Source organism: Geodermatophilus sp. SYSU D01119 (assembly GCF_054049975.1).
Genome location: NZ_JBJGYL010000012.1, coordinates 104,888 through 126,065 on the forward strand (window position 1 = coordinate 104,888; position 21,178 = coordinate 126,065).

The window sequence follows — 21,178 nt, forward strand, 5'->3', positions numbered from 1 at the left end:
CTGAGCGGGTGCGCGGGGACGGCCCCGGCCGAGGCCGGCACGCCGTCGGCGACGACCCCCTCGCCCTCGTCGACGACCTCGGCCCCGGCACCGGCACCGGCGTCTCCCGTGCCGTCGTCCCCCGCCGTCCGCGCGATCGTCGTCGAGGTGGCCGGCGGGCAGGTCACCGGCGACACCGGCCGGGTCGTCGTGGCCGCCGGCGAGCAGGTGGCGCTGACCGTCACCAGCGACGTCGCCGACGAGCTGCACCTGCACGGCTACGACCTCACCGCCGACCTGGCCCCGGGCAGGCCCGCGACGGTGGAGTTCACCGCCGACCTCCCCGGCGTCTTCGAGGCGGAGCTGCACGGATCGGGCACGGTGCTGCTGTCGCTGCAGGTCGGGTGACCGTCCTCGCCCACGGGGTGGGGTCGCGCACCGACCTGCCCCTCCCGCTGGGCCTGGCCCTCTACGGCGCGGGCGCGGCGATCCTGGTCAGCTTCGCCGTCCTACTGCTCCTGTGGCGGCGGCCGAGGCTCGGCGGCGCGCACTCCGGGCACCCGCTGCCGTCCTGGGTGCAGCGCGCCGCCGGCAGCGCGCCGCTGCGCCGCGGCCTGCAGGCGGCCGCGCTCGCCGTCGCCGTCCTCGTGCTGCTCGTGGCGCTCGCGGGCCCCGCGGAGACCGACCGCAACCTCGCCCCCTGGGCGCTGTACGTGACCGGCTGGGTGGGCCTGGTGCCGGCGAGCCTGCTGCTCGGGCCGGTGTGGCGGGTGCTCAACCCGCTGCGGCTGCTGTCCCGCGCGCTCCGCCCGCTCACAGGGCCGCCGCGCGGCGCCGCCCGGCTGCCCGCGCTCGGGGTGTGGCCGGCCGCGGCCTCGCTGCTGGTGTTCGTCTGGCTGGAGCTGGTGTTCCCCGGCCGCGCGGAACCGGCCACCGTGGCGGTGTTCCTGCTCGCGTACGCGGCCGCCCACCTGGCCGCGGCCGCCTGGTTCGGGGAGGAGTGGATCGCCCGCGGTGACGGCTTCGAGGTCTGGTCGACGCTGCTCGCCCGCCTGTCGGCGCTCGCCCGCCGCGACGACGGCGTGGTCGTCGTCCGGTCGCCGCTGTCGAACGCGATGGCCACGCCCGACGAGCGCGGGCTCGCCGCCGTCGTCGTGGTGCTGCTCGGCTCCACCGGATTCGACGGGCTGTCGCGGACGGTGTGGTGGCAGACCGGTCCCGGCGCCGCCGACGACACCCTGTCGGGCACGCTCGGGCTGGCCGCCTGCACCGCGCTCGTCGCCGGCCTGTACCTGCTCGGCACCCGGCTGTCGGGGCGGCTGGGCCGGCTGCCGCTGGGCCCGCAGCCGCGGCTCTACGCGGCCTCGGTGGTGCCCATCGCCGTCGGCTACACCGTGGCGCACTACTTCTCGCTGCTGCTCCTCGACGGCCAGACGACGTGGATCCTCGCCAGCGACCCGTTCGGCACCGGTGCGGACCTGTTCGGGACGGCGGCGAACGTCGTCGACCTGCGGGCGGTCGGCCCGGACCTCATCGCCTGGGTGCAGGTGGGCGCGGTGGTGCTCGGCCACGTCGTGGGCGTGCTGCTCGCCCACGAGAAGGCGCTGCGGGTGGCGCCCCGGGCCCCGGCGTCGGACCAGCTCCCGCTCGTGCTGGTCATGGTGCTGTTCACCGTCGCCGGGCTCGGCCTGCTCTTCGGCTTCTGAGCGGCCCCGCTCAGCCGCGCTGCCGCCGGCGCCGGCCGGCGAAGGCCTGCTTCACCCGCCGCCAGCGGTTGGGCGTGTGCTCGGCGTCGAGCAGCTCGGTCTCGGCGAGGAACCGCTCGACCGCGTCGAGCTCCGGCGGCTCGAAGGGCACCAGGGAGCGGCCGGTGGGCCGGATGAGCGCGTCGATCGCCCGCACCAGCGAGCCGCCGTGCTCCTCGACCGCCGCCGCCACCCGCTCCGGCTCGACGCCGAGGTGCTCGCCGAGCAGCCGGTGCCGCATGCCCAGCACCGCCGCCCGCAGCTCCTCCTCCCGCGGGTCGCCGGTGCGCGCCTCGATCGACAGGTCGCACTCGGTGTCCAGGCCCATCGAGCGGTTGTTGAGGTTGGACGAGCCGATCCGCAGCAGCCGGTCGTCGAGGCAGGTCACCTTGGCGTGCACGTAGATCGGCCGGCGCCCCTCGGCCACCGGTACGAGCAGCCGGAAGCGGTCGTACCGGTCGGCCTCGCGGACGAGGGCGAGCAGCTTGACGCGGGCGGTGTCCATCGACTTCACCTCCAGCCAGCTGTCGGCCGTCAGCGGGTTGAGGACGACGAACTCCGGCCCGTCCTCCTCGCGGAGCCGGTCGGCGATGGCCTCGGCGATGCGGCGGTTGGCGAAGTACTGCGTCTCGATGTAGACCGTGCGCCGGGCGGCGGCGATGACGGCCAGCCACAGCAGCTCGATCTCGTGCACCAGCTCGGTGCCCCCGTGCTCGGGGCGGGTGCGGGAGATGGCGACGTCGACGTCGGTCAGGAAGACCTCGGCACCCTCGGGCCAGCACGCCTCGACGTCCTCGACCGGCTCCAGGTGCTCGCCGGTGCCGCTCTCCCACCGCTCGCGGGCCAGGTCGCCCAGCGCCCGGGCCGCCGGCCCCGACACCAGGCTGGTGACGTCGTGCCACGGCCCGCGCAGCCGGGTGGAGTGCGGCCGGTGGCGCAGCGGGTGCCGGTCGCGGTGCTCGGAGGTGTCCCAGCGGTCGGCGGTGACGTCGATGCCGCCGGCGAAGGCCAGGCAGTCGTCGATGACGACGATCTTCTGGTGGTGCGCGCCGCCGAGCGGGTGGTGCGTGTCGACGGCGAACCGCAGCCGGTCGGGCGTGCGGCGGTTGAGCAGCACGATCGGGGCCATGCGCCGGTTGAGCGCCACGACCATCCCGAGGTCCCACTGCAGGACGCCGATCTCCAGCCGCGGGTTGGCGGCCACGGCCTGCTCGAGCACGTGGCCCAGGCGGTCCTCGCGCGGCCGTCCCGGGGTGCGGGGGTCCAGCCGGATCCGCGGGTCGAAGTCCCAGCCGATGAACAACACCCGCCGCTCGGCGGCCAGCACGGCGCGCTTGAGGGTGGCGAAGTAGTCGGCCGCGTCCACGAAGACGGCGTGCCGGTCGGCCCGCTCGATCCGCCAGCAGGTCTCCCCGGGCACGAGCAGTGTGTCGTCGGTGGGACGCGGGAGGGGCTCGGTCCGGGGCGCCGGGACGGCGGGGGCGCGGGAGGTCGTCCCGGCGGCGTCGGCGCTCTCGATCACCACGGCAGTCTCCCCGGCCGCGCAAGCGCCCTGCCCGGCGCCTCGCCGGACCGGGTGACGGCGCGTCAGGCCCAGGAGGTGGACAACCGCACGCTGGTGCCGCTCCCGTCGTGCCGGATGGCCACGTGGTCGCACAGCTGGCGGGCCAGCCAGAGCCCCATGCCGCCGTGCGACAGGTCCTCCCCGTGCGCCGGTCCGTAGCCGGCGAAGGGGTCGTCGAGGCCGGCACCGGAGTCGCGGATGGTGCACACCAGCCGGCCCGGCGCGGTCCACAGCCGCACGGCCGCGGGGCGGCTGCCGTGCCGCACCGCGTTGGAGGTCATCTCGTCGACGGCCATGAGGAAGTCCTCGAGGTCGTCCGGCGGCCCCGGCACGCCGTCGAGCACCTCCCGGACGGCCCGGCGCACCGGCGCGAGGTCGGTCACGTCGTCGTCGGCGAACACCGGGGGCGTCCGCTCGAGCGGCTCGTCCGGGACCGGCAGCGACCGCAGGTAGGCGGCCGGGTCGACGTAGTCGGGGTTGGCGGCCCGTCCCGCGGGGGTCACGAGGTGCGGGTGGGTGCGGCGGGCGGCCTCCAGGACCGGCGCGGGCAGGTCGGCGGAGAAGACGCACAGGCCCCACAGCGGAAGCGGGGCGAAGGCGTGGTTGATGACCGACTCGTAGGCCTGCCACTCGCGCCGGTCGGCGACGGTCGTGCCGAAGTCCACCTCGCCCACCACGCGGACGCACCGGCCGGAGGCCGCGTGCTCCTCGGCGTAGCGCCGGAACGCGGTGATCGCCGTGGGCGTGCGCGCCCGGTACAGCGCGGACCGCTCCACCACGACCACCCGCGGGTCGTCACCGAGCGCGTCGCACAGGGGGCCGCTCGTCCGCGGGCCGGCGGCGACCACCGCGGCGTCGCCGGCGTCCAGCCCCTCCCGCAGCCAGGGCACGGCGACGGTGACGACGTCGTCGACCGAGTCGTGGACCAGCGCGTCGTGCCGGAACCCGGGCACGGCTCCGCGACCGGCCGTGCCGGCCGGGGAGCCCGTCTCGTCCAGGTGCACCGCGTCTCGTCCCGTGGTCGTGCCGGCGGCGCCGGTCCGGACGGGACGGCGTCCGATCCGGACGGTTCCGGTCCGGTGTACCCCGGAGGGGGCATCCCACGCCACCTCCGCCGTCCCGGAACGACACAGGGCGCCCTCCCGGAGGAGGACGCCCTGTGTCATCGGGGTGGAGCTGAGGGGACTCGAACCCCTGACCCCCACACTGCCAGTGTGGTGCGCTACCAGCTGCGCCACAGCCCCGTTTCCCGGCCCGACCGCTTCCGTTCGAGCCAGGGAGAACTGTACATCGCCCTCCGAGGGCGCCCGCGGAGGGGGTGGCCGCGCGTCGCCCGTGCGGGCCGGTCAGATCTCGACGCCGCGCTCGGCCAGCCAGTCGACCGGGTCGATGCGGCGGCCGTCCATGCCGCCCTGGTGCACCTCGAAGTGCAGGTGCGGGCCGGTGGACTGGCCGCGGTTACCCAGCAGGGCGATGGTCTCGCCGGCGTCCACGTACTGGCCGACCTCGACGAGGATCTCCTCCATGTGGCCGTAGACGGTCACGTCGCCGTTCTCGTGCAGGATGTACACCGCGAGCCCGAAGCCGCTGGCCGCGCCCGCGCGCAGTACGACGCCGTCGGCCGCCGCGTACTCCGGCGTGCCGATCGGGGCGGCGAGGTCGATGCCGTAGTGGAAGGTGCCCCAGCGGGAGCCGAAGCCGCTGGTGAACCGGGCGCCGCTGACCGGCAGCACCGTCTTGGGCCGGGCCGCCTCGGCGGCGGCCTCCGCGGCGGCGGCCTCGGCCGCGGCGCGCTCGGCGCGGGAGGCGGCCACCTCCTGCAGACGGGCCTGCGCCTCGGCCTCGGTGATCGACGCCATGGGCATGGCCTCGATCACCTCCTCGCCGGTGGCGAGCTCCATCTGCGCCCCGAGCACCGAGGTGGGCTCGGCGGGAGCCTGCGACGAGCCGGGGACGCCGACGACGGCGGCCCCGATCGCACCGGCGACCAGCGCGGCGATCAGCGCGTAGGGACGGCGGTCCCGCAGGCCACGGGGGCGTCGGACGGGCGCGACCGCCGGCACGGCCTCGGTCGCGGGCGCGGCGACCGGCGCTGCGACCTCGGCGGCGGGTGCGGCGACGGGAGCGGCCTCCACGGGCAGCACCGTGGTGACCAGCGCCGCGAACTCGCGGTCGAGCTCGTCGGCGGCCGGACGCGGGGCGGGCAGCACGGCCGGAGGTGCGGTCTCGTCGGCGGCGGGCACGGGCGGGAAGCCGCGCAGCGGGGACACCGGCCGGCCCGCCGGGCGCCGGTGGGCGCCCGACCGCGGAGCGGGCACGCCCGCGGGAGAGCCGCTCGAGGGGCGGGTCAGCAGACCCGCGTCGCTCCGGTGACTGGCCAATGCACGTACCCCGCTCGTTCGTGGGAAGTGGCCCGGCGGGCCCGATCGAGTCGACAGCGATCCAAACACACCGTGACCAGTTCGTGACCCCACGTGCGGCGTGTCCGTGAGCGACACGCCGTGTGCCCTGTGTCACGAGGGGCCGGTGTGTTTGGCGGGACGGCCGTCCGGGCACAGGACCTCTCCCGGCGTGGAACAGCCCGCGCCGGTCCGACGTGACCTCCCGCCGGGCCGACGCCACCGCCGACGCCCGGGACGCTGCGTGCCCCCGCTCCCCCGGCCGGGCCGCGACCCGCCGCCGGCTCCCGGCCGTGCACCGGACGTGCACTCGGGGGCCACCTCGTGGTCCCATGATCGTTCCCCGGCACGGTCTGCGGATGCCCGCTCCCGGCGGTGAGGACCGGTCGGGCACCGACCCTGGACAGGAAGGACCGATGCCTCGATGGCCCAGCCCGAGCGACCTCTGCGGGGGACCCCGTGGAGCCGGACGACGCCGGCGGCAGTGCCCGCCCACCGCGTCCGGCCGCTGACCAGCGCGACGCTCGAGCAGCACGGGGCCCGGCTGACCGTCCCCACCTACGACCGCGGAGCGCTCGTCCCCGCCGTCGTGCACCTGAGCGTGGGCGGCTTCTCCCGCGCCCACCAGCTCATCTACCTCGACGAGGTCGCCCAGCGGGGCATCTCCACCGGCTGGGGCGTCGTCGGTGTGGGCCTGCGTGCCCGGCGGCTGCGGGAGGCCCTCGCGCCGCAGGACAACCTCTACACCGTCGTCGAGCGCAGCCCCGACGGCGAGCGGGCCCGGGTGGTCGGCGTCCTCACCGACTACCTGTTCGCCCCCGACGCGCCGTCGGCGGTGCTCGACCGGCTCGCCGACCCGCGCACCCGCGTCGTGACGATGACCATCACCGACGCCGGGTACCTCCTCGACCCCGCGACCCGCACCTTCACCCCCGACGACGACGTCCGCCACGACCTCGCGCACCCCGCGACGCCGCGCACCGTCTTCGGCTTCCTCGTCGAGGCGCTCGACCGGCGGCGGCGGGCGGGCCTCGCACCGTTCACCGTCGTGTCCTGCGACAACCTGCACCGCAACGGCGACGCCACCCGCGCCGCCGTCGTCGGGTTCGCGGCGATGCGCGACGAGGTGCTCGCCCGCTGGATCACCGACCGGGTGGCCTTCCCGAGCAGCATGGTCGACCGGATCACCCCGCAGACCACGCCGGAGGAGCGCGAGGCGGTGGCCCGGCGGCACGGCGTCGACGACCGCTGGCCGGTCATCACCGAGCCGTTCTCCCAGTGGGTCATCGAGGACGAGTTCTGCAACGGCCGCCCGCCGCTGGACGCCGTCGGCGTCCGCTTCGTCCGCGACGTCACCGGCCACGAGCTGATGAAGACGCGGCTGCTCAACGCCAGCCACTCCGCGCTGGGGTACCTGGGCACCCTCGCCGGCCACGAGCGCATCGACGTCCTCATGGGCGACCCGGTGTTCGCCGCCTACGTGACCCGGCTCATGGACGCCGAGGTCACCCCGCTCGTCCCCTGCCCCGAGGGCATCGACCTCGACGAGTACAAGGCGATCCTCGTGCAGCGCTTCGCCAACCCGGCGATCGCCGACCGGCTGTCCCGGCTGTGCCGCCGCGGCTCGACCAAGCTGCCGCAGCACCTGATCCCCTCGCTGCGCCAGGCGCTGGCCGAGGGCCGGTCGCACACGCTGCTGACCCTCGCCCTGGCCGGCTGGGTCGCCTACCTGCAGCGCACGGACGACGCGGGCGTCCCCCTGCCGGTCGAGGACGACGCCGGACCCCGCCTGCAGGCGCTCGCGCTGGCCGGCGGCACCGATCCGCGCCCGCTGCTCGCCGAGACCGCCGTCTTCGGCGACCTCGGCGACGTCCCCGGCTTCGCCGACGAGCTCGCGGCGGTGCTCACCCGCCTGGAGCGCGACGGCGTCCGCGAGACCGTCGCTACGCTGACCGCGAGCGCCCGGTGAGCGCGCCCCGCGACGGCGGGGCGGCGCTGCCGGCCGGCGTCGTCCGCGGCCTCACGGCGCTGCTGTGCGACGCCGACGGCAACCTGTTCCCCTCCGAGGAACCGGCGTTCGTCGCCTCCGCCGAGGTCACCAACCGCTTCCTCGCCGAGCTCGGCGACCCGCGCCGCTTCACCCCCGAGGAGCTGCGGCTGGCCACCACCGGGATGAACTTCCGGACGACGTCGCGCCGGCTGGCCGCAGAGGCGGGGGAGCCGGAGGTCGACGTCGAGCCGTGGGTGGCCGAGGAGAAGCGCGCGGTGACGGCGTACCTCGGCGAGCACCTGCGCCCGCACGAGCCGACGACCGCGGCGCTGACCGCGCTGTCCGCGCACCTGCGGCTGGCCGCGGTGAGCTCCAGCGCGCTGGCCCGGCTGGCCGCCTGCTTCACCGCCACCGGCCTCGACGGGCTCATCCCGCCGGAGGTCCGGTTCAGCGCCGAGGACTCCCTGCCCACGCCCACCAGCAAGCCCGACCCGGCGGTCTACCTGCACGCCTGCGAGCAGCTGGGCATCGGCCCCGCGCAGGGCCTGGCGGTCGAGGACTCGGTGCCCGGGGCACTCTCCGCCGTCCGCGCGGGTTGTCCCACCGTGGGGAACCTGCTCTTCGTCCAGCCCGCCGAGCGCGCCGAGCGCGAGGCCGCGCTGAGCGAGGCCGGGGTCCTCACCGTCGTCTCGTCCTGGCAGGAGCTCGGCGGCCTGCTCTCCCCCGTCCTGACCGGAGGTGGCCGATGAAGGTCGTCTACACCAGCTTCCGCGGCCTGTTCTCCGACAGCCCGCGCGCCGTCTACGAGGCCCTCGTGGCCCGCGGCGACGACATCGAGCACACCTGGCTGACCGCGCCGGTCGCCGAGCGTGCCTTCCCGGCCGGCGTCGCGACCGTCCCGTTCGGCAGCCCGGAGTCGATCGCCGCGCTCGAGGCGGCCGACGTCGTCGTCTCCAACGACCACGTGCCGCTGGACTGGGACAAGCGCGCCGACGCCTTCTACCTGCAGACCTGGCACGGCACCCCGCTCAAGCGCATCCACAACGACGTGCTGTGGGCGCCGGAGGGCCGGCTGGCCTACCTCGAGCACGACATCGCGCGCTGGGACGTGATGCTCTCCCCCAACGCCTACAGCACCGGCCGCTTCCGGCAGGCCTTCGGCTTCCCCCGGCCGATCCACGAGACCGGCTACCCCCGCAACGACCTGCTCAGCAGCCCCCGGCGCGAGCAGGTGCGGGCCGAGGTGCGCGCGCAGCTGGGCATCGACGAGGGCAAGACCGTCGTCCTCTACGCGCCGACCTGGCGCGACGACCTCGTGTTCGAGGGGAAGGGCGAGCGCGACTTCGAGTTCCCCGTCGACCTCGCCGCCTTCACCGAGCGGCTCGGGGAGGACCACGTGCTGCTCCTGCGGCTGCACAACATGGTCTCCGACCGGCTGGAGTCGATCGAGGGCCTGCCGGTCCGCGACGTGTCCAACCACCCGGACATCCGCGACCTCTACCTCGCCGCCGACCTGCTGGTCACCGACTACTCGTCGACGATGTTCGACTTCGCCGTCACCGGGAATCCGATCCTGCTGTTCACCTACGACCTGGCCGACTACCGCGACCGGCTGCGCGGCTTCTACGTCGACATCGAGGAGATCGCCCCGGGGCCGCTCCTGTCGACCAGCGACGAGCTGCTCGACGCGATCGCCGACCTCGACGCCGTCCGCGCCGCCTGCGCCGACCGCTACGCGGCCTTCCGGGAGACCTACACCTCCCTCGAGGACGGGCACGCCACCGACCGCGTCCTCGACCTGTTCTTCCCGCGCGGCACCTCCGCCGCCGGGGTACCGACGACCCGAGGAGGGGACGACGATGCGCATCGCTGACCTCGCACAGACCACTGCCCAGGTCACCGGCCTGGCGCCGCTGGGCGGCCGGCCGGCCGCCGCACCGGAGCCGCAGCCCCTGCAGGTGGTCATCCTGGCCGCCGGGATGGGCACCCGGCTCGGCCGCCCGCTGCCCAAGCCGCTGACCCCGCTGGTCGACGGCCGCAGCATCCTGCGCCGCCAGCTCGACACCATCGACGACGTCCTCGGCGCCTCCGCGCACGTCACCGCCGTCGTGGGCTTCCAGTGCGAGCTGGTCATGCAGGCCGCGCCCGACCTGCGCTTCGCCTACAACCCGCACTTCGCCCGCACGAACACCTCCAAGAGCCTGCTGCGCGGGCTGCGGGCGACCGGCCCCGGCGGCGTGCTCTGGCTCAACGGCGACGTCGTGTTCGACGCCGCGGTGCTGGAGGCCGTGCTGCCCGAGCTGGAGGCCGACCAGAGCTTCGTGTGCGTCGACACCTCGGTGGTCGGCGACGAGGAGGTCAAGTACACCCTCGACGCCGAGGGCTGGATCGACGCGCTGTCGAAGACGGTGCAGGGCGGTCTCGGCGAGGCCGTGGGCATCAACTACGTGTCCTCGGCTGACAAGGCGGTGCTCGTGGAGCACCTCGAGGGCTGCGGCGACCAGGACTACTTCGAGCGCGGCATGGAGACCGCCATCGCGGAGGCCGGCCTGCGGTTCCGCCCGCTGGACATCTCCCGCTGGGCCGCCGTCGAGGTCGACTTCGAGGCCGACCTCGAGCGCGCCAACGCGATGTTCTCCGGCGCCCGCCCGCGCCTGCACACCGTCCCCGACGGCACCCGCCGCTAGGACCGGGCCGGGGCCTCAGCCGACCGGCTGGGGCTCCGGCGCCGGGACGGCGCGCTCGGGGTCGCGGAAGCGCCGCGCGGCGGCCAGCCCGCCGACGACCAGCCCCGCTCCCCCGGCCACCAGCACCGCCACGGCGAGCCGGGTGAGGACGGCGGGACCGCTGCCGGCCACGTTCGCGCTCCACAGCACGTCGACGTCGGGCAGGCCCTGCACCAGCAGCAGCCAGCCCAGCACGAGCGCGCACAGGCCCGCCATGACGCCCTTCCCGCGCACCGCCGCGCGGACGCCGAGCAGCGCCACGAGCGCGGCCGTGACCGCCGGCAGCAGCGCGGAGACCACCGCCGCGCCGTGCGAGGACACCGTCACCGGCGGCTCGGGCGTGGCCGCGGCGTGCCACAGCGCCGCCGCGGCGCCGGCGCCCAGCGCCCAGGCCAGCGGCCGGGGCCCGCGCGCCAGCAGCCCGGCGGCCGCCACGAGGGCGAACAGCCCGGCGTGCAGCAGCCAGGTGAGCGCGGTCGACGGCGGCGGCTCCCAGGTGAGCTCTCCGCGGACGGTGACGGCGGTGTCGCCGTGGCGCATCGGCACCGTCCAGTCGAAGACGGTGTGCGCGTGCGTCGGGTCGGCGGCCACCGCCGGCGGCAGCACGCCCTCGCTCATCCAGTGCGTGCGGTGGTCGTGCCAGGTGTACCGCGGCTCGGTGGACACCAGCACCCACTCGGGCTCGGCGCGCGGGTCGGCGCCCTCGGGCAGCGTGACCCGGCCGAAGCGGTCGAGGTTGATGTAGGTGGCCGGGCTGTGCGCGTTGCGCCAGACGCCGTCGGGGCCGATCCGCAGGTAGGGCTCGTCGGAGTAGCCGGGCACGGTGACCTCGGTGCCGGTGGTGTTGACCACCTCCAGCGCGTCACCGAACTGCAGGAGGCGCACCGAGACCCCGCCCACCTGCGGCTGCACCGAGGTGATCCGGCCGTCGAAGTCGCTGCCCGCCACCTCGCCGCCGACGTGCGCCGACGCGGGCCCGGCCACGGCGAGCGCGGCCAGCACGCCGAGCACGACGACGAGCAGGCGGGCGGCGGCCCGCGCGGGACGCCCGCCCCTCACGAGCCCGCGACGGTCTCGAGGTCGCCCGCGATGTCGCGCGAGGTGTTGCCGGCGTCGAAGGCCACGTGCGCCTCGTCGTCGGCGCCGTAGAGCAGCAGGAGCGAGCTGTGCAGGCGCCCGTCGTCCTCCGCCAGCGGCACCCCGGCCGACAGCTGCGCCTGGTCGACGACCTCCTGCGCGCCGGTCAGCCCGACGAACGGGGTGGGCAGGTCGGCGTCGAAGCGGTCGAGGTATTCGCCGAGCACCTGCGGGGTGTCGAAGCCGGGGTCGGTGGTGACGAAGACCACCTGCACCTGCTCGGCCAGCTCCGGGTCGACGTCGCGCAGGGCGAGGGCGACGTCGGCCATCGTCGTCGGGCAGATGTCGGGGCAGTTGGTGTAGCCGAAGAACAGCAGCGTCGGCTTCCCCGCCGTCGCCGAGGCGAAGTCGTACTCCGCGCCGGTGGTGTCGGTGAGGGTGAACGACGGCCGCTGGAACGGGTCGCGCAGGTCGATGCCGGCGTAGTCGTCGCCGGGGCCCTCGAGCTCGGCGACGGCGCCGCCGGAGTGGTCGTGGCCCTCGGCGGCCGACGCCTGCTCGCCGTCGTCGGAGCCGCAGGCGGTGAGGCCGAGCCCGGCGGCGAGGAGCAGGGCGGCGAGCCGGCCGCGGACGGGAGCGGTCACGAGGACACGGTACGTCGGCCGGCGCGGTACCCGAGGACGACGCCCGCGAGTCCGACGGCGAGGGCGAGGAGGGCGACGAACAGCGCCAGGCCGGCCGGCTCGTTGCTCACCGGGCCGCCGTGGCCGTGTCCCCCGGAGGAGCCGTCGGAGGCCGCGGTGCCGCTCCCGGTGCCGGTGGCGGCGCCCTCCCCGGCGAGGGTCAGCACCGGCGCGGGGCTCTCCGGCTCCTCCTGGCCCTCGACGGTCGGCTCGATCCAGGCCGACTCGGTGCCGTCGCTGTAGGTCTGCACGGTCGGGTAGGACAACGTCTCCGCGTCGGGGAACGGCCCGCCCGACAGCGAGAACTCCTGGAACTGGCCGGGCGCGATGCCGCCGCCGGCCTCCGCGCGGAACTCCACCACCGACACGTAGGTGCTGATCTCCTGGCCGTGCACCTGCACCGGCTCGGCGAGCTGCGCCGACGTCGTGGTGACCGTCCAGCCGGGCACCGGCTGCGCGCGCAGCGAGGCCATCGCCTCGTCCTCCGGGACGGAGATGCGCAGCGCCACGGTGCTCGCGGTGTCGCTCTCGTTGGGCACCCGGAAGGTGAGCTTCCCGTAGCCGCCGGCCGCGGCGTCGGCCGAGGACACCGTCACGTGCGCCGACGCGCCGGTCGCCGCCGCGACGGAGGCGACCAGGGCGGCCAGCAGCGCGGCCAGCACGACGGCGGCACGGGCCGCCGGTCGCAGGGAGGTGCGGAACACGGTTCTCCTTCTGTCGTCCCGCTCGCGCGGGCTCAGCGCACCGGGAAGTCGGTGCTGGCGGTGGTGGCGGTGAACTCGTCGAGCCGGACGCTCACGGCGACCGTCCAGGTGCCGGCGCCGGGGATCGACATCCCGTCGGCCACCCAGTGGCCGGGGCCGGCCGGTTCGAGGTCCACCTCGAGGGGGCCGATCTCCTGCTCCGGCTCGCTGAGCGTCACGCGGAGGTCGGCGGGCTGGGCGAGCTGCCCGTCGTCGTCGAAGAGGTAGAGGTGCAGCGTGTTGGCCCCCGGGCGGGCGGGGTCGACCGAGACCTGCACGCTGCCGGACTCCCCCGCCGCCGACTGCAGGGGCAGGGTGACGTCGACCGGCTGGGCGACCGAGGCGCGCGCCGGCGGGGTGCCCACGAGCACCGCCGACAGCACCAGGACGGCTGCGGCGACAGCGGCCTCCACGAGCACCGAGCGCCGCAGCGGGCCGACGTCCTCCACCGCGCCGCGGGCCTGCACGGCGGCGCGGGCGCGGGCCGCGGTCTCGACGGGCCCGTCGGGGTCGCCCGCGGCGAACGCGTGCGCGGTGACCCGGCGCCGCGAGCCCGGCCGCGGGCGGGAGACGCCGAGGTGCTGCTGCACCCAGACGCGCGAGACGCCGGCGGCGGCCAGGAGCAGCAGGACCAGCGCGAGCTTGCCGAGCAGCACCCAGCCGTAGGGAGTGGACACCAGCGCGGCCGGGGAGCCGACCTCGCGCACCGACTGCACGACGCCGGTGACCACCAGCGCGGCCACCGACCCGGACGCGATCCGCGACCAGCGGGGCAGCGCGCCGGCCAGCTCGCCGGCCTCCGCGCCGGGACGCACCAGGCCGGCGAGCAGCGCGGCCAGGCCACCCAGCCACAGCACCATCGCGGCGACGTGCACGGCGGTGACCGCGGTGGCGAACACCGGCACGGGCCCCGCGACCGGGTGGCCGACCGCCGCGGTGGTGAGCACCACCCCGGCGCCGATGACGGCCAGGCCCGCCTGCTCCTGCGCCGAGGGCGGGGCGCCGCGCCGCCACAGCGGCACGAGCAGGCCGAGCAGCACGAGGGCGAGCGCGCCCCGGCCGAGGGTGGTGAGCCCGAAGGACGACGCCGCCGTCGTGGACACCAGGGCGGGGTCGAGCAGGGAGCCGAGCCCGGCGCCGGCGGCGTAGGGCCCCTGCAGGAGGAAGGTGAGGACGGCCGCGCCGGCGACCGCGCCCAGGCCCGCGGTGGTGACCCGCCGCATCCGGGCCGAGGCCCAGCCCGCCGGCCAGCACAGCACGAGGAACGCCGGGACGCCCAGGCCCGCGGCCAGCCCGGCGAAGCCGAGCGAGCGGGCGGCGGGGAGGGCGGCGGCCACGAGCGGGTCGACGTCGGCGTCGTCGGCCACGGCGCCCGCGTCGGCCAGCTCGCCGTCGCCGACGACGAAGGCGAAGGCGCCGCTGATGGGGTGCGAGTCGGCCGAGACGATCCGGTAGGTGACGACGTAGCTGGCGTCGGGCAGGTCGTCGCGCAGCGGCACGGTGACGGTGCCGCCGTCCACCTCCGCCGCGCCGGTGTCGACCCGCTCCCCGCCCTCGCCGAGGACGCGCGCGTAGCCGGCGCCGAGGGACACGCCCTCGCTGAAGGTCAGCGTGACCTGCCCGGGCACCTCGTCGAGGCGGGCGCCCTCCCCCGGGTCGGTGGAGACCAGCTCGGCGTGCGCGGCGGCGGGGCCGGCGGTGGCCACGCCCAGCGACAGCCAGCCGGCGAGCAGGACGAGCAGCAGCAGGACCGGCCGCGCCGGCCGGGGAAGGGTGCTCACGCGGTCACCCGCCCGCGGGCGACGACGGCCGCGGCGCGGCGGCGCGGGCGGCCGCGCCAGGCGACCACGGAGATGAGGACCACACCGGCCAGCAGCAGCAGGTGCGCGGCCGCCCGGTCGGCGTGCACGTGCCCGGCCTGCAGGTCGCGCACGGTGGCGACGGCGAGCAGCACGGTGAACGTGGCGAGGAAGGGCAGCGCCCCGGCGGCCAGCCGCGGGGCGGCGGCGACGGCGACGAAGGCCGCGGCGACGGCGAGGTTCCACGCGCCGGTCTCGTGGGCCACGTGCAGCGGGGCGCTCATCGCGGCCGTGCCGCCGGCCAGCGACGGCCAGGCCAGTCCCGCCTGCGCCACGCCGACGGCCAGCAGCGCCAGGCGCAGCGCCGAGGCCAGCAGCCGGGCGCGCGCGGCCGCGGCGGTGCCGGGGAGCTCGCGGGGCAGGGCGCCGAGGACGGCGGCGGTGAGGTCGGGCACCGGCGGCGCGGGGGCCAGCCGGGCGCGCCGGGTGACCGTGCCCGCGGCCTCGCCCCAGGCGGCGCAGCCGGGGCAGCCGTCGAGGTGGCGGTCGAGGTCGGCGGCGGGCATCCCGAGCGGCTCGCCGTCGAGTCGCGCGGAGAGCGCCTCGCGGAACGGTGCACACTGCATGTGCCAGTAGTCGTCGCAAGGGGTCCGTCCGGTTCCCGGTGAGACGGGGATCGCAGACGGAGGGGTGCAGTGGACGAGCTCGCGCGGGTCGCCGCGGCCGCCGTGGACGGCGACCCGCTGGCGGCGGCGACCCTCGTGCGGTCCACCCAGTCCGACGTGTGGCGGCTGTGCGCGGCGCTCGGTGACCGCGGCTCCGCCGACGACCTGACGCAGGAGACCTACGCGAGGGCGTTCGCCTCGCTGCACCGCTTCGAGGGCCGCTCGTCGCTGCGCACCTGGCTGCTGTCGATCGCCCGGCGGGTGTGCGCCGACGCCGTCCGCTCGCGCCGCCGTCGCCGGCTGACGCTGGTCCGCGACGACGCCGACCTCGAGGCGCTGGGCCCCGCCGACGCCGCCGACCGGGTGGGCGAGGGCGCCGCCGTCACCGACCTGCTCGGCCGCCTCGACGCCGACCGGCGCGAGGCGTTCGTGCTCACCCAGCTGCTCGGGCTGTCCTACGCCGAGGCCGCCGAGGTGGCCGGCTGCCCGGTCGGCACCATCCGGTCCCGGGTCGCGCGGGCGCGCGGGGACCTGCTGGCGGCCCTCGGGGACGACGCGGAGGCGAACGCGCTCTGAACGGCGGGTGAACGGGTATCTAGGCTGCCCGACGGCCGTACGACCGCTCCCGCGTCGGCGACCTCCCCCACCGCCGACCCGGAGCCCCCTCGTGCCCTTCAGCCTGACCCCCAAGGACAACGCCTTCTACGGCCTGTTCACCGCCTCCGCGCAGAACCTGGTCGAGGCGACCACCGTGCTCGGGGAGTTCATCCACGACAACCGGCGCCGGACCGAGCTCGCCGACCGGCTGCGCGAGCTCGAACACGTCGGTGACCAGTCGACCCACGCGATCTTCCGCCAGCTCAACTCCAGCTTCGTCACGCCGTTCGACCGCGAGGACATCTACCGCCTGGCCAGCCACCTCGACGACGTCATGGACTTCGTCGAGGCCGCCGCCGACCTCGTCGTCCTCACCCGGCTGGGCACCCTGCCGCCGGAGATGAGCCAGCAGACGGCGCTGCTGCAGCGCGCCGCCGAGACCACCGCCGAGGCGATGCCGCGGCTGCGCACCATGCGGGACCTCCCGGACTACTGGATCGAGGTCAACCGCATCGAGAACGAGGCCGACAAGCTCTACCGGCGGCTGCTCTCGCACCTCTACAGCGGCGAGTTCGAGGCCCTCGAGGTGCTGCGCCTCAAGGAGGTCGCCGACCAGCTCGAGGAGGCCGCCGACGCCTTCGAGAAGGTCGCCAACGTCGTCGAGTCCATCGCCGTCAAGGAGTCCTGACCGCCGATGGACGCGGCCTTCGTCGCGCTGGTCGTCATCGTCGTCGTCGCCCTGGCCTTCGACTACACCAACGGGTTCCACGACGCCGCCAACGCGATCGCCGTCGCGGTCTCCACCAAGGCGCTCACCCCGCGGGTCGCCCTCGCGCTGGCCGCGGTCATGAACCTCGTCGGCGCGCTGCTGTCGACCGAGGTGGCCAAGACGGTGGGCGCCGGGATCATCGAGGCGCCCCAGGGCACCGAGGGGCTGGAGATCGTCTTCGCCGCCCTGGTCGGGGCGATCGTGTGGAACCTCGTCACCTGGTACTTCGGGCTGCCCTCGTCGTCGTCGCACGCGCTGATCGGTGGCCTGGTCGGCGCCGCGCTGGCCGCGGTGCACGACGTCCAGTGGCTGGGCGTGCTCGACAAGGTCGTCGTCCCGATGGTCGTCTCGCCGCTGGTGGGGTTCGGCCTGGGCTACCTGTTCATGCTGCTGATCGTCTGGACGTTCCGGCGGGCCAACGTCAGCCGCGCCAACCGCGGCTTCCGCTACGCGCAGATCGCGAGCTCGGCCACGATGGCGCTCGGCCACGGGCTGCAGGACGCGCAGAAGACCATGGGCATCATCACGCTGGCGCTGTTCACCGCCGGGGAGATCGACACCTTCGACGTGCCGTTCTGGGTGGTGCTCGCCGCGGCGGGCGCGATCAGCGCCGGCACCTACGCCGGCGGCTTCCGGATCATGCGCACGCTCGGCCGGCGGATCATCCAGCTCACCCCGGCCGGTGGCTTCGCCGCCCAGACCGTCGCCTCGGGCGTCATGGTCACCACGGCGACGGTCTTCGCGGTGCCCGTCTCCACGACGCACATCACGACGACGTCGATCATGGGCGTCGGGTCGACCCGGCGGCTCTCTGCGGTGCGCTGGGGCGTGGCCGGGAACATCGTCGTCGCGTGGGTGGTCACGCTGCCCGCCGCGGGGGCGGTCGCGGCGGCCGCGTACGTGCTCACCGACCTCGCCGTCGGCTGACGGGCCGGGTGACCCCGGTCACCCGGGGCCCGGTCGGCAATAGTCGATCGATCTGGTAGACATAGCACCCGTGGCGGCGACGGCGGTGCTCCTGGTGGGGCGGATCCACGTCGACCTGCTGCGTGTGTGCACCGCCGCCTGTCCGGTCTGACGAGTCCCGGCGCCCTCGCGGCGCACTCCTCCCCGCTCGTCCCTGCCGAGAGCCGCGCCCTCGCGCGCCCGGCACCTCCTGACCGGAGCCCCACCCCGTGAAGACCCTGATCCTGCTCGCCCTCGCCGGCCTGGGCGCCCAGCTCGTCGACGGCAGCCTCGGCATGGCCTACGGCGTCACCTCGACGACGCTGCTGCTGGCCATCGGCACCAACCCGGCCGCCGCGTCGGCCACCATCCACCTGGCCGAGATCGGCACGACGCTCGCGTCGGGCCTGTCCCACTGGAAGTTCGGCAACGTCGACTGGAAGGTCGTCGCCAAGGTCGGCGTCCCCGGCGCGGTCGGCGCGTTCGCCGGCGCCACGGTGCTGTCCAGCCTCTCCACCGAGGTCGCCGCCCCGGTGATGTCGCTGATCCTGCTGGCGCTCGGCGTCTACCTGCTGGTGCGTTTCACCCTGCGCGGCATCGACCGGCGCAACCTCGGCAAGCCGGTGCGCAAGCGCTTCCTGGGCCCGCTGGGCCTGGTGGCCGGCTTCGTCGACGCCACCGGCGGCGGCGGCTGGGGCCCGGTCGGCACCCCGGCGCTGCTGGCCAGCGGCCGCATGGAGCCGCGCAAGGTCATCGGCTCGATCGACACCTCCGAGTTCCTCGTCGCGCTGTCGGCCAGCCTGGGCTTCCTCTCCGCCCTCGGCTCGCAGGGCATCGACTTCGCCTGGGTGGCGGCACTGCTCCTCGGTGGCCTGGTGGCCGCCCCGCTCGCCGCGTGGCTGGTCCGCCACGTGCCGCCGCGGCTGCTCGGCTCGCTGGTCGGCGGCATCATCGTGCTGACCAACTCCCGCACCCTGCTGCGCAGCGACTGGATCGACGCCTCCGACCCGGTCCGGTACGCGGTCTACGCGGTCATCTACGCCGTCTGGGCCGCCGCCGTCGCCCACTCCTACCGCCAGTACCGCAAGGACCGGGCGCAGGAGTCGGCCGACGCCCTCGCCGCCGAGGCCGCCCGCCTGGCCGAGGACCCGCACCTGCACTCGCCGGACGCGGCCGACGCCGCGGACCTCGAGCGCAGCCTCCGCGCCGGCCGTCCCGCCGACCCGCGCGACTAGCGGAGGACCGCACCAGGAGGCCCCGTCCGGCACCGCCGGGCGGGGCCTCCGCGCGTCTCAGCGGCCGGCCAGCAGGGTCTCCTCCAGCTCGGCGGGCAGGCCCGGCTCGGGCAGGCCGGGCCGGGTGGGCTGGCGCGGCGGGTCGCCCTGGAGCCAGGCCCAGGTGTCGGCGACCGTGTCCGCGACCGGCCGGACGGGCAGCCCGAGGTCCCGCGCCCGGGTGGTGTCGACGTCCCAGGCCGTCGCCGCCGTCTCCCGGGGCAGCCAGAACGGCAGGTGCAGCCACGGCTCCACACCCGCGGCCAGCAGGTCCTCCTCCGGCACCGGGACGAGCTCGGCGTCGCCGCCGGTGACCGCCCGGCAGGTCTCCAGCAGGCCGCCGAGCGTGGTCATACCGGCCGGGCCGGTGGCGTTCACGGGCCCCGCGACGCCGTCCTCGGCCATGGCGACCAGCCAGCCGGCCAGGTCGCGGGCGTCGACCAGCGCGATCGGCTGCTCCAGCGCGTCGGGGACGACGACCCGCCCGCCGCGGGCGATGCGCTCCAGCCACCACGGCAGCCGGCGCACGTTGTCGTGGCTGCCGAGGACCAGCCCGGCGCGGGCGGTGAGGAACCGCCCGGGCAGCGCGGCGCCCAGCACCCGCTCGGCGTGCGCCTTGTTGGGGCCGTAGTCGTCGTCGGGGGTGTCCCACACCGGGTCGTCCTCGCCGCGGACCGGGCCCGGCGGCCAGCCGGCGTAGGCGTTGAGGCTGCTGGTGAAGGCGTAGCCGCGCACGCCGGTCAGGGCGGCCGCCGCGTTGTCGGCGGCAGGGCGGGTCTGGCAGGAGGTGTCGACGACGAGCTCGGGCGTCCAGCCGTCCAGGGCGCGCGGCAGGGCCGCGGGGTCGTCGCGGTCCCCGTGCAGCGCGCGGACGCCCTCCGGGGGCGTGCCGCTGACGCCCCGGGTGAAGGTGGCCACCTCGTGGCCGCGGGCGAGCGCCGCGGTCACCACGTGCCGGCCGAGGAAGCGGGTGCCGCCGAGGACGAGGAGTCGCACGACCCGCAGCCCAGCGGAGCCGCTCCCCCGCCGTCCAGCCGGTTCGCGGACGGCGCAACGCCCTCAGACGGCCCGGGACACCTGTACGGCGGGCACCTGCGGCAGCGGCTGGGAGCGGGCGGCGGCGAGCACCATCTGCGGCGAGCGCGGCAGCCCGCGGCGGGTGCACAGCCGCAGCGCCCGCACACCGGTGATGACGTCGGTCTCCGGGGGGACGACGAGCAGGTCGGCGCGGCGGTTGCCGCCCGCCCAGCTCAGGCACACCACGCCCGGGTCCATGCTGCGGAACCCGCCGGTGCGCACCACCCGGCCGTCGACGACGAGCTTGCGCGGCGCGGGCTGCCAGCCGTCGATGGGGTGGGTGAACCGCTCGATGCGCACGCCGCGCCGGTCGAGCGCGGCCACCAGCTCCGGCACCTCCACGGCGAGGTCGCGGCTCCGCGGGAACCACGCGCCGTCGAAGGTGTTCTCGCCCGACCCGGCGTCCGCGCGCAGGCTCACCCGGACGTCGATGCCGCCGCGGAAGCCCTCCGGTCCCCACACCGCCTGGGTCATGTCCTGTCCCCGCCTCCCGCTCGTCGCGCGGCGGGCCCGCGTCCGGGTCCGCCGGAGCGACCGTAGGTCGGCGGGCCGGGGCGGCCCGGCGAGGCGGCGACCGGCCTGTCGGGCCGGTACGGCCCGCCGTCACGGGAGGTCACGATCCGGTCACGGGGCATCCGGCGGGGCGCCGGCCCGCGAAGCTCCGGGGACGAGCACCCGGAGGAGGCCCCGTGACCCGCGACCACGCGTTCGACGGCGTCCTCGAGCCCCTGGCGTGGGGGTGCGACGTCCACCTGGTCATCCGGGTCCCGGCGGAGCTGGAGGCGGCCCGGGCGGAGCCGACCCGGCGGGTCGAGGGCCGCATCGACGACGTCGCCGTCGACCTGGGGCTGGACCGGGCCGAGCCGGCCGTGCTGGCCGACGCCTTCGTCCACGTGGGCCCGGGCCTGCGCCGCCGGCTGGGGCTCGACCCCGGGGAGGTGCGGCCTGCCGGCTCCGCCCGGCCGACCCCGACGCCGTCCTCGTCCCCGACGACGTGCGCGCGGCGCTGGAGGACGGCGGCCGCCCGGCCCCCTCCGAGCGGCTGACGCCCGGCCGGCGCAGGCGGCTGCTCGCGCCCGTGGGAAGGCGGCCCGCGAGGCGACCCGCGCCCGGCGCATCGCCGCCCTGCCGCGGGAGCTGGCGGCC

General features: G+C 76.2%; 21 protein-coding genes and 1 tRNA gene. 11 read left to right on the forward strand and 11 right to left on the reverse strand.

From position 1 onward, the window contains the following. Nucleotides 1-108 precede the first annotated feature (108 nt). Both ACI79X_RS11875 and ACI79X_RS11880 read left to right on the forward strand, forming a co-directional pair. Nucleotides 109-387 (forward strand): hypothetical protein, encoded by a 279-nt coding sequence (locus ACI79X_RS11875; RefSeq protein ID WP_457025600.1) that lies wholly within the window; start codon nucleotides 109-111, stop codon nucleotides 385-387. Continuing rightward, entirely contained in the window at nucleotides 384-1,685 is a 1,302-nt protein-coding gene (locus ACI79X_RS11880; protein WP_457025601.1) for a hypothetical protein, read from the forward strand. Before ACI79X_RS11875 ends, ACI79X_RS11880 begins: the two co-directional genes overlap by 4 nt. Before the next feature lie 10 nt (nucleotides 1,686-1,695). Here the strand turns inward: ACI79X_RS11880 and ACI79X_RS11885 are convergent, their stop codons facing one another. The 4 genes from ACI79X_RS11885 to ACI79X_RS11900 form a co-directional block, all read right to left on the reverse strand. After that, nucleotides 1,696-3,249 carry a phospholipase D-like domain-containing protein gene (locus ACI79X_RS11885; RefSeq protein WP_457025602.1) on the reverse strand — a complete coding sequence of 518 codons (1,554 nt, stop codon included), beginning with the start codon at nucleotides 3,247-3,249 and terminating at the stop codon, nucleotides 1,696-1,698. Between the two features lie 62 nt (nucleotides 3,250-3,311). Further along, nucleotides 3,312-4,292, reverse strand: a complete 981-nt coding sequence (locus tag ACI79X_RS11890) for an anti-sigma factor RsbA family regulatory protein (protein ID WP_457025603.1) — start codon at nucleotides 4,290-4,292, stop codon at nucleotides 3,312-3,314. 167 nt (nucleotides 4,293-4,459) lie between these two features. Then, nucleotides 4,460-4,532 (reverse strand) — tRNA-Ala (locus ACI79X_RS11895). A 102-nt stretch (nucleotides 4,533-4,634) separates the two neighbouring features. Continuing rightward, the gene (locus tag ACI79X_RS11900) at nucleotides 4,635-5,606 is read right to left on the reverse strand and encodes a M23 family metallopeptidase (protein ID WP_457025604.1); all 972 of its coding nucleotides are present in this window, start codon (nucleotides 5,604-5,606) and stop codon (nucleotides 4,635-4,637) included. A 565-nt stretch (nucleotides 5,607-6,171) separates the two neighbouring features. Between ACI79X_RS11900 and ACI79X_RS11905 the strand changes: the two genes are divergently transcribed. Genes ACI79X_RS11905 through ACI79X_RS11920 form a run of 4 tightly spaced genes read left to right on the forward strand, consistent with a single transcriptional unit; the run spans nucleotide 6,172 to nucleotide 10,364 of the window. Beyond that, the gene (locus tag ACI79X_RS11905) at nucleotides 6,172-7,656 is read left to right on the forward strand and encodes a mannitol dehydrogenase family protein (protein ID WP_457025605.1); all 1,485 of its coding nucleotides are present in this window, start codon (nucleotides 6,172-6,174) and stop codon (nucleotides 7,654-7,656) included. Beyond that, entirely contained in the window at nucleotides 7,653-8,426 is a 774-nt protein-coding gene (locus ACI79X_RS11910; protein WP_457025606.1) for an HAD family hydrolase, read from the forward strand. Before ACI79X_RS11905 ends, ACI79X_RS11910 begins: the two co-directional genes overlap by 4 nt. After that, on the forward strand, nucleotides 8,423-9,550 hold the full coding sequence (locus ACI79X_RS11915) for a CDP-glycerol glycerophosphotransferase family protein (RefSeq protein ID WP_457025607.1): 1,128 nt from the start codon (nucleotides 8,423-8,425) through the stop codon (nucleotides 9,548-9,550). The genes ACI79X_RS11910 and ACI79X_RS11915 overlap by 4 nt, the downstream gene beginning before the upstream one ends. After that, nucleotides 9,537-10,364 (forward strand): phosphocholine cytidylyltransferase family protein, encoded by an 828-nt coding sequence (locus tag ACI79X_RS11920; RefSeq protein WP_457025608.1) that lies wholly within the window; start codon nucleotides 9,537-9,539, stop codon nucleotides 10,362-10,364. Before ACI79X_RS11915 ends, ACI79X_RS11920 begins: the two co-directional genes overlap by 14 nt. A gap of 15 nt (nucleotides 10,365-10,379) precedes the next feature. On the opposite strand, the gene ACI79X_RS11925 is transcribed toward ACI79X_RS11920, so the two are convergent. Genes ACI79X_RS11925 through ACI79X_RS11945 form a run of 5 tightly spaced genes read right to left on the reverse strand, consistent with a single transcriptional unit; the run spans nucleotide 10,380 to nucleotide 15,331 of the window. Continuing rightward, on the reverse strand, nucleotides 10,380-11,462 hold the full coding sequence (locus ACI79X_RS11925) for a hypothetical protein (protein WP_457025609.1): 1,083 nt from the start codon (nucleotides 11,460-11,462) through the stop codon (nucleotides 10,380-10,382). Continuing rightward, nucleotides 11,459-12,124, reverse strand: coding sequence for an SCO family protein (locus tag ACI79X_RS11930; RefSeq protein WP_457025610.1), 666 nt, complete (start codon nucleotides 12,122-12,124; stop codon nucleotides 11,459-11,461). The genes ACI79X_RS11925 and ACI79X_RS11930 overlap by 4 nt, the downstream gene beginning before the upstream one ends. Further along, a complete protein-coding gene (locus ACI79X_RS11935; RefSeq protein ID WP_457025611.1) occupies nucleotides 12,121-12,867 on the reverse strand; it encodes a YcnI family copper-binding membrane protein in 747 nt (248 codons plus the stop codon). Before ACI79X_RS11935 ends, ACI79X_RS11930 begins: the two co-directional genes overlap by 4 nt. Before the next feature lie 32 nt (nucleotides 12,868-12,899). Next, nucleotides 12,900-14,687 carry a copper resistance CopC/CopD family protein gene (locus ACI79X_RS11940; RefSeq protein WP_457025612.1) on the reverse strand — a complete coding sequence of 596 codons (1,788 nt, stop codon included), beginning with the start codon at nucleotides 14,685-14,687 and terminating at the stop codon, nucleotides 12,900-12,902. Then, the gene (locus ACI79X_RS11945) at nucleotides 14,684-15,331 is read right to left on the reverse strand and encodes a zf-HC2 domain-containing protein (protein ID WP_457025613.1); all 648 of its coding nucleotides are present in this window, start codon (nucleotides 15,329-15,331) and stop codon (nucleotides 14,684-14,686) included. The genes ACI79X_RS11940 and ACI79X_RS11945 overlap by 4 nt, the downstream gene beginning before the upstream one ends. Nucleotides 15,332-15,400: 69 nt before the next feature. Here ACI79X_RS11945 and ACI79X_RS11950 point away from each other — a divergent pair, with 69 nt between their 5' ends. From ACI79X_RS11950 to ACI79X_RS11965, 4 genes are all read left to right on the forward strand, one after another. After that, nucleotides 15,401-15,946: a sigma-70 family RNA polymerase sigma factor gene (locus ACI79X_RS11950; RefSeq protein WP_457025614.1), complete on the forward strand. Its 546-nt coding sequence runs from the start codon at nucleotides 15,401-15,403 to the stop codon at nucleotides 15,944-15,946. A gap of 91 nt (nucleotides 15,947-16,037) precedes the next feature. After that, a complete protein-coding gene (locus ACI79X_RS11955) occupies nucleotides 16,038-16,655 on the forward strand; it encodes a DUF47 domain-containing protein (protein ID WP_457025615.1) in 618 nt (205 codons plus the stop codon). Nucleotides 16,656-16,661: 6 nt separating this feature from the next. Then, complete coding sequence (locus ACI79X_RS11960) at nucleotides 16,662-17,663, forward strand: anion permease (RefSeq protein WP_457025616.1); 1,002 nt, start codon at nucleotides 16,662-16,664, stop codon at nucleotides 17,661-17,663. Nucleotides 17,664-17,911: 248 nt separating this feature from the next. Further along, nucleotides 17,912-18,916 carry a sulfite exporter TauE/SafE family protein gene (locus ACI79X_RS11965; protein WP_457025617.1) on the forward strand — a complete coding sequence of 335 codons (1,005 nt, stop codon included), beginning with the start codon at nucleotides 17,912-17,914 and terminating at the stop codon, nucleotides 18,914-18,916. A gap of 57 nt (nucleotides 18,917-18,973) precedes the next feature. On the opposite strand, the gene ACI79X_RS11970 is transcribed toward ACI79X_RS11965, so the two are convergent. Continuing rightward, nucleotides 18,974-19,951 (reverse strand): NAD-dependent epimerase/dehydratase family protein, encoded by a 978-nt coding sequence (locus tag ACI79X_RS11970; protein WP_457025618.1) that lies wholly within the window; start codon nucleotides 19,949-19,951, stop codon nucleotides 18,974-18,976. A gap of 63 nt (nucleotides 19,952-20,014) precedes the next feature. Next, nucleotides 20,015-20,506 (reverse strand): DUF5994 family protein, encoded by a 492-nt coding sequence (locus ACI79X_RS11975; RefSeq protein WP_457025619.1) that lies wholly within the window; start codon nucleotides 20,504-20,506, stop codon nucleotides 20,015-20,017. Between the two features lie 215 nt (nucleotides 20,507-20,721). On the opposite strand from ACI79X_RS11975, the gene ACI79X_RS11980 reads away from it, so the two are divergent. Further along, nucleotides 20,722-21,078, forward strand: a complete 357-nt coding sequence (locus tag ACI79X_RS11980) for a hypothetical protein (protein ID WP_457025620.1) — start codon at nucleotides 20,722-20,724, stop codon at nucleotides 21,076-21,078. The last annotated feature ends 100 nt before the right edge of the window (nucleotides 21,079-21,178 follow it).